Origin of the sequence: Novosphingobium aerophilum (assembly GCF_014230305.1) — a bacterium.
GTDB classification, from domain to species: domain Bacteria; phylum Pseudomonadota; class Alphaproteobacteria; order Sphingomonadales; family Sphingomonadaceae; genus Novosphingobium; species Novosphingobium aerophilum.
Genome location: NZ_JACLAU010000041.1, coordinates 21,516 through 28,179, shown reverse-complemented (window position 1 = coordinate 28,179; position 6,664 = coordinate 21,516). Strand labels below are relative to the sequence as shown.

Sequence of the window (6,664 nt, the reverse complement as noted above, 5' to 3'; positions counted from 1 at the left end):
GTGTAGTCAGATCGAACCCCAATCGCTGCCGCCATCGCAAGCCTCCATGTGCCTGCAACGTCGAATCAGATTTTCATCCGCTTGGGAATCCCTAGCGTGAGTCAGGCTCAGCGCGCCTTGGTATTAGTGATTGCAACGGGGCAAACTAACTGCGCCGATCTGGGCCGCACACTGCCACATTTTGGCCTGACCAAAGGCGATTCTTTTTACCACCTTGGCGCATAACCAGGGCTTTTTTTGTGTGCGCCATATTCGATATATTTTGCACGTTCCAACATATTTTCAATCACTTAATGGCGGATATTTGTGTGTCAAAGTGTCGCATTAATTGGTGGACGGGCTATGCGCCAATGTGTAGCTTACGAAGAGCCGATAGCATTCGGATGACATGGGAGGGGATTTTAAAGATGACGAAACTACGCACGATTGCCTTGTCCGGCGCAAGCCTGCTCTCGATGACCGTCTTTACGCCCGCTTGGGCCCAAGCGGGCGCAAATGAGGATGATGGAAGCAGCGAAATCATCGTTAACGCCCGTCGGCGCGATGAGAGACTCCAGGACGTTCCGGCGGTCGTGAACGTCGTTCCGGCTGAAACGCTTGAAAAACTCAACCTGCAGGACGCCAAGGAGCTGCAGAACCTGGTTCCGGGCCTGCAGCTGCGCAGCGAATCCAACGGCATTGGCAGCTCCGGGCAGCTGCGCGGCATCCAGTATGACATCAACTCTTCCGCCTTGCCTTCGGTGGCGTTCTACCTGAACGACGCCCCGATTGGGGCTAACGCGATTCTCGGCCAAATGTTCGACATCGGGCAGATTGAAGTGCTGCGTGGTCCGCAGGGAACGCTGCGGGGCCTTTCCGTGCCTTCGGGTTCGATCACCTATACCACCCGCAAACCCAGCCTTACAGATGTGGGCATGGTTGCGTCTCTCAGCTACAGCGACGCGCACCACGGCAACATTAACGGCGCCTTCAGCATTCCGATTATCAAGGACGTCCTCGCCGTTCGTCTTGCCGGGCTCTATGATAAGGGCCGCGGCAGCCTGGTCGAATCAATTGTACCGATCTCAACGACCGCCACGTTCGCCAATCCTCAGATCGAGCATCCCTTCTCTGAAACGCGAGCCGGGCGAGTGCTCGCACTGTTTCAGCCGACCGATTGGCTCAAGATGGAGGCGATGTACCAGACCCAGGACGTCAAGTCCGCCGGTTTTGATCAATACGCATCGTTCAGCCTGGTCAGCCCTGGCGCGGCGGCAAGCCCCGTCACGATCAGGCCTGACGAATACCTCTCGATCCAGGAATCGCCGCGCGCGGTGCATTCGACCTTCAAGACCTACAACTGGCGCGCCGAGGTCCGGCTGGCCGGGCAGAAGTTGATCTATCAGGGTGCGCACAACTCTTTTGTCAACAATTCCAAAACAAACCAGGACGTTGCGAACTTCCGTTCGAACTTCGATTTCTACCAGACGAATTTCACTCAGTCCGTAGACAATTCACACGAACTGCGTCTGCAGAACGAAGAACGTGTCGCCGGAATGTTCGATTACATCATCGGATATTACCACACCAATGCGGCCACCGACATTGCCCTCATTCAGGAAACCCCGGTCATGTTGCCGAGCTTCCTTGGTGGAGGCCTGGCATCGCTAGCGCAAACGCCCATCACGCGCAGCCGCGACGGCAAAAACACGGAAAACGCGTTCTTCGGCAATCTGACTGCCAATATCGGCGACAAGCTGCAGGTTTCGGCCGGCGCACGCCATCTCAAGACCCGCTCACCCAGAACCCTGCTTAACATCGGTTCGAATTCGATTCTCTTTGATGCCGGCAGAACCGACAGCGCGTGGATTTATACGGGGTCGATCAACTACAAGTTTAACAGCGACCTAATGGTCTATGCCAACACCGGTACATCGTTCCGTGCCGGACCGAGCATCTTCAACAGCGCCATCGTCAAATCCGCGCTGCAAAGCTCGTTCCTCAATCTCGGGAACGAAAAGTCGACCTCCTATGAAGTCGGCATGAAGAGCCAGTGGCTGAACAATCGCCTGACATTCAACGTCGCCCTCTACCATCAGAAGTTCGATAATTTCCCCTACAAGATCACCAACGGCGTCTATTTCCTTGACTACGCCTTCGTGAACAACGCGCTGGTGCCGTCAGTTGGCAATTCCGCCCAGTTTGGTGCGGCCGTACCGGTCACTGTAAAGGGCATCGAGGCTGAACTGTCGTGGCGGGCATCCGACCGCTTCAACTTTGGCATCGTCGCGTCCTATTCCGATGGCCAGATCAAGAACGGGACGATCCCGTGCAACGATCTCAACGGGGATCATGTGCCAGATACTCTGGCGACGGCACCGACCGTGGCACAGTTGCAGACGGCTTATGGTGCAAACAACATCGGCTCCTGCAACGTTTCGCAGCGTTCTGCCTACCAGTCGCCCTTCACGGCCACGGCACAGGCGGAATACAAGTTCCCGGTTTCGGACAAGGCTGAAGTGTTCGCTCGCGGACTGTTCACCTACTCGGGTAAATCACAGTCCGATCCGACGCTGGCATTCGACGACTTGGATGGTTACGGCTTGGTCAACATGTTTGCGGGCGTTCGCGATCCGGACGGCGGCTGGGAACTGAACCTGTTCGTCCGGAACCTTTTCGACACGGTTCGCGCTACCCGCTTCACCGCGCCGCAGGCGACTTCCTATCAGGAACTGCAGCCGCCGACCTTCCGGACCACTGCCGGCAAGTCGTTCACGTCGACCTACTCGCAGGTTACCACCAACCTGCCGCGTGAATTCGGCATCAATCTGCGTTTCGCGCTCGGCTCGCGCTGAGCGTAGTATAGATACCCCACCTCCCAAGGGGTTGAGGCGGCGTCGAAAAATTGGCGCCGCCTCATTTTTTAGATCGATAGAATTCGGTTCGAATTGGTTGAGCCGCACGATGGCGAAGAACCAGAAATTGAGCATGGAGCTTGCCTGATGAACAGTATCGCTGACGTTTCCGAACGTTCCATAGCAGACCTGATTTCGCTGCGGGGCAGGACGGCGGTCGTTACCGGTGCCGCCCAGGGCCTCGGCAAGGGGATCGCCCGTCGCCTTGCAGAAGCGGGCGCAAATGTTTTGATTGGCGATCGCAACCTGGAACTAGCGCAGGAAACCGCTGAAGCACTCTCGGCAAGCTCAAGCGGGAAAATCATCGCTCAGGGCATGGACGTGGCCGATGCCGATGCCATTGCCGCTGCCTGCGCGCGCGCAGAAGCCGAACTTGGCGGTGTCGATATCTGGGTCAACAACGCTGGCGTGTTTCCGCACATTCCTGTTTCACAGATGACGCAAGCCCAATGGGACGATGTGTTTGCTGTAAACACCCGAGGCACGTTCATGGGCGCCCGCGCGGCGATTGACGCGATGACGCGTGGCGGGAGGCAGGGCGTGATCGTCAACATCGCCTCGCTTGCAGGGATCAGGGGAATTTCACCAGGTCTGGCAGCCTATGTCAGTTCGAAACATGCCGTAGTCGGCCTCACCAAGCAGCTCGCGCTTGAATGCGCCCCGCAAGGTATTCGGGTGCTTGCCGTAGCGCCGAGCTTCATTGTCACTGAAGGCAATCTGGCACTGATCCGCCAGAACCCGCAAATGGCCGAATTGGCAGCCGAGGCAATCCCTTCGATGATGACTTCCAAGCTTGGACGGGTAGGCGTGCCTGACGATATCGGGCGTGTCGTGCTGTTCTGCGCTTCCGACATGTCGATCTTCATGACCGGATCCACCCTTGTCGTCGACGCCGGGGAAACCGCCTGATCGCCCGGATGCATGAGGCTACGCAATGCGCCATCTTAATCGCCGGTCGCTGATTTCGGGCATGGGTGCTGCTGCCGCGCTTGCTGCGGTGTCAGGCCCTGCTTTGGCCCGATCCAGAAAGCCTTTCTTCGTTCGACACGCCCAGCCGATCGGCCTGCAACTTGGCTCGCTTGGCACGGTTTCTGCCCGTGACATCGAAGCGACCTTTGCCAGGCTGGCCCAGATCGGATACCGCGAACTTGAGCTGACCAGTCTGCTGGGAATGCAGCCAAAGCAAATCGGCGAAGCCGCCGCCCGCGCCGGGCTTTCGATCTGCAGTCTGCACCTGCCGCTAATCGCGATGGGCGGACCAACGGCGCTCAACATGATGAGCGAGCCGACCCGCATCGCCGATGCAATGGCCGCTATCGGAGCAAAATGGGCAGTTGCTCCCATTTTGTTGATCCCCGCCAACTTCCGCCCCACCCCCGGCGAAGGGATGGAGGCGGCCATCGCCAGGACTATTGCCGCTGCCGGCGAGGACATCTGGAAGCAGACCGCCGAAATATTGAACGCCAAGGGCGAAGCGTTGCGAAAGGTCGGCATTGGCGTGGCCTATCACAACCACAACATGGACTTCGCACCCATCGGCAAGACGACCGGATGGGACATCCTCTGGCGCGAGACCCAGACGGATCTGGTCAAGTACGAACTCGATATCGGCTGGGTCGAACTGGCGGGAATCGATCCCGTCCGCTTTCTTGATCGATCACGTGGGCGGATAAAGATGCTGCATGTCCGGGATATGAGCAGCAGCCAACCGCGGGGCTATCGCGTCGCGATGGGCTCGCCGATTGTCGGACAGGGCCGGCTTGACTGGATGCGTATCCTGCCAGCGGCCTATCGCGCGGGAGCGCGCCATTTCCTTGTCGAGCAAGAGCCCAGTGCGGCCGTTCCGGGGATTGAGGCCGCGCAGCGCGCCTACGAATTTCTCTCTACGCTCTATGCCTGAGCGCTTTTTCCTCAAAGGAACCGGCATGCGAAGTTCCGCAGTAATTGCAGCCGCACTGGCCCTCTTGGCCACCGCTCCGGCCACTGGCTCTCCGCGAGATCCGTCAGCCGATCCGGCGCGCGGCCTCAAAGTTCGAACCCCGACGATCGATGACGCGGAGATGATCTCTTCCTTCGGTGGGCGTGCTGCATTTTCCCCCGATGGATCGCGCATAGCCTTTGTCGGCAAGACCTATGAAGACGCGTTCGAGATCGACCTGAAGACCCGCAAGGTGCGCAATCTTACGCACGGCTTCCCGCATCAGGGGATCATGCGGATCCAGTACCTTCCTGACGGCAATTTCCTGGTCACAGCCCCACGGCAGTATAACGGCCCCAACACGCGTGCCCATCTTCAGCTGTGGCTGCTGCGCAAGGGCTTGTCACGCGGGCTGGAACCGCTCGGCGAACAAGTGTTCGAAGGTGTTGCCGTATCCCGGCAGCGTAACCTGATTGCCTGGACTGTTGTCGAGCCCGAACTGAAGCCTGGCGAAAACTGGCAGATGTCGTTCGCCAGGCCAACCAAGCGTTATGCGGCAGAGGTCGCCATAATTGGCGGCAAGCCGCAGATTGTGAACAAGCGCGAGATCATGTCGCGCCTGCCGTCAGAATGCAGCTTCATCGAACCACAGGATTTCCGGGACGGTGATTCCGAGCTGGTTTATTCCTGCATGTCCTTCTCGGCCACCACGGGCCTGCAGGTCTCGGTCATGGGCAACCGGTTGAGCGAGGATCGAAACATCACCTATTATCGCCGAAACGGCGAGTACGACGAGGTTGAGGGTATTGCGCCCGGTGGCGACTGGGCAACCGTGGAGTGCGGCAGGCAGGACAAGCCAGGTCTGCCCGAACTCGACATTTGTCGTCTAGATCTGCGCGAAGAGGGGGAGATTTCTGTCTTGATGAAGGGTCGTGTCGAAGGCTCGACTGCCGATATCAGTAACCCCATCATCAGCCCTGATGGAAAGTGGCTCGTCTTCCAGCGGTCCGACAGCGCATCGGGAATTATCGGCGAGGGATACGGTATCTATCGCTATCAATTGAATGGACTTTGAAGCGATACCGGCATCGGACGACGATGGGACAGACCTTTGCCGATCCGGTTGCCGACACCGCATATTGCGCTGCACCGGCGCCGGGATTTTCAAGACTGCTTCGTAATTCGTGCCGCACCGGAACCGAAGCAACAGGAGTTGACCCAAATGCTTGTTGATCCGAATCTTGATCGCAGGGCCATGCTTGCTCGCACCCTGGCCGTGCTTGGCGCCACAGCCACCAGCTCGTTGTCTTTTTCCGCCCTGGCACGAACCGCGAAACGCGCACGGCCTTACCTTGAACAGAGCGTCTTTGACCTGCTTTCAGCTGTGGCGGACACCATCGTCCCGCAAACGGACACGCCCGGCGCAGTTGCGGTTGGCGTACCATCCTTGCTTGATGCCTTGCTGGTGAACTGGGCGTCGGGCGAGCGGCGCTACGAAATCACGCAAGCTCTCGCCGTGATCGACGGGAAGGCCCGGTCGACCAAGTCCAGGGCCTTCGGGCAATTGCCGGCCGAGGCGCGCCACGCCCTGCTGACCGAACACGACAAGCTGGCGCTGAAAGTTGTGCCGACGCCCCCGGGGCGGGGCGGGGCGGTAAGCCTGATGGCTGGTCCGCTATATGCCGACCCTGGCTATGCCAAGCTGAAGGAACTGATCGTGGTCCTCTACTACATGTCGGAACCGGCGCTGACGCAGGAGCTGACCTATGAACACGCACCAGGTTCCTGGAACCCATCGGTCCCCGTGACCTCCGAAACCCGCCCCGCGGGCGGCACCCTGTTCTGAGCGAGG

At 58.8% G+C, this 6,664-nt stretch carries 5 protein-coding genes; all 5 read left to right on the top strand.

The window, feature by feature from the left end; all coding sequences use genetic code 11:
• Positions 1-407 precede the first annotated feature (407 nt).
• The 5 genes from H7F49_RS16430 (at position 408) to H7F49_RS16410 (ending at position 6,658) form a co-directional block, all read left to right on the top strand.
• Positions 408-2,834 (top strand): TonB-dependent receptor, encoded by a 2,427-nt coding sequence (locus H7F49_RS16430; protein ID WP_185684659.1) that lies wholly within the window; start codon positions 408-410, stop codon positions 2,832-2,834.
• A gap of 147 nt (positions 2,835-2,981) precedes the next feature.
• Positions 2,982-3,803: an SDR family NAD(P)-dependent oxidoreductase gene (locus H7F49_RS16425; RefSeq protein ID WP_185684658.1), complete on the top strand. Its 822-nt coding sequence runs from the start codon at positions 2,982-2,984 to the stop codon at positions 3,801-3,803.
• Positions 3,804-3,864: 61 nt separating this feature from the next.
• Positions 3,865-4,794 carry a sugar phosphate isomerase/epimerase family protein gene (locus H7F49_RS16420; RefSeq protein WP_214647875.1) on the top strand — a complete coding sequence of 310 codons (930 nt, stop codon included), beginning with the start codon at positions 3,865-3,867 and terminating at the stop codon, positions 4,792-4,794.
• Between the two features lie 25 nt (positions 4,795-4,819).
• Entirely contained in the window at positions 4,820-5,887 is a 1,068-nt protein-coding gene (locus H7F49_RS16415; protein ID WP_185684656.1) for a TolB-like translocation protein, read from the top strand.
• A gap of 36 nt (positions 5,888-5,923) precedes the next feature.
• Entirely contained in the window at positions 5,924-6,658 is a 735-nt protein-coding gene (locus H7F49_RS16410) for a gluconate 2-dehydrogenase subunit 3 family protein (protein ID WP_185684655.1), read from the top strand.
• The last annotated feature ends 6 nt before the right edge of the window (positions 6,659-6,664 follow it).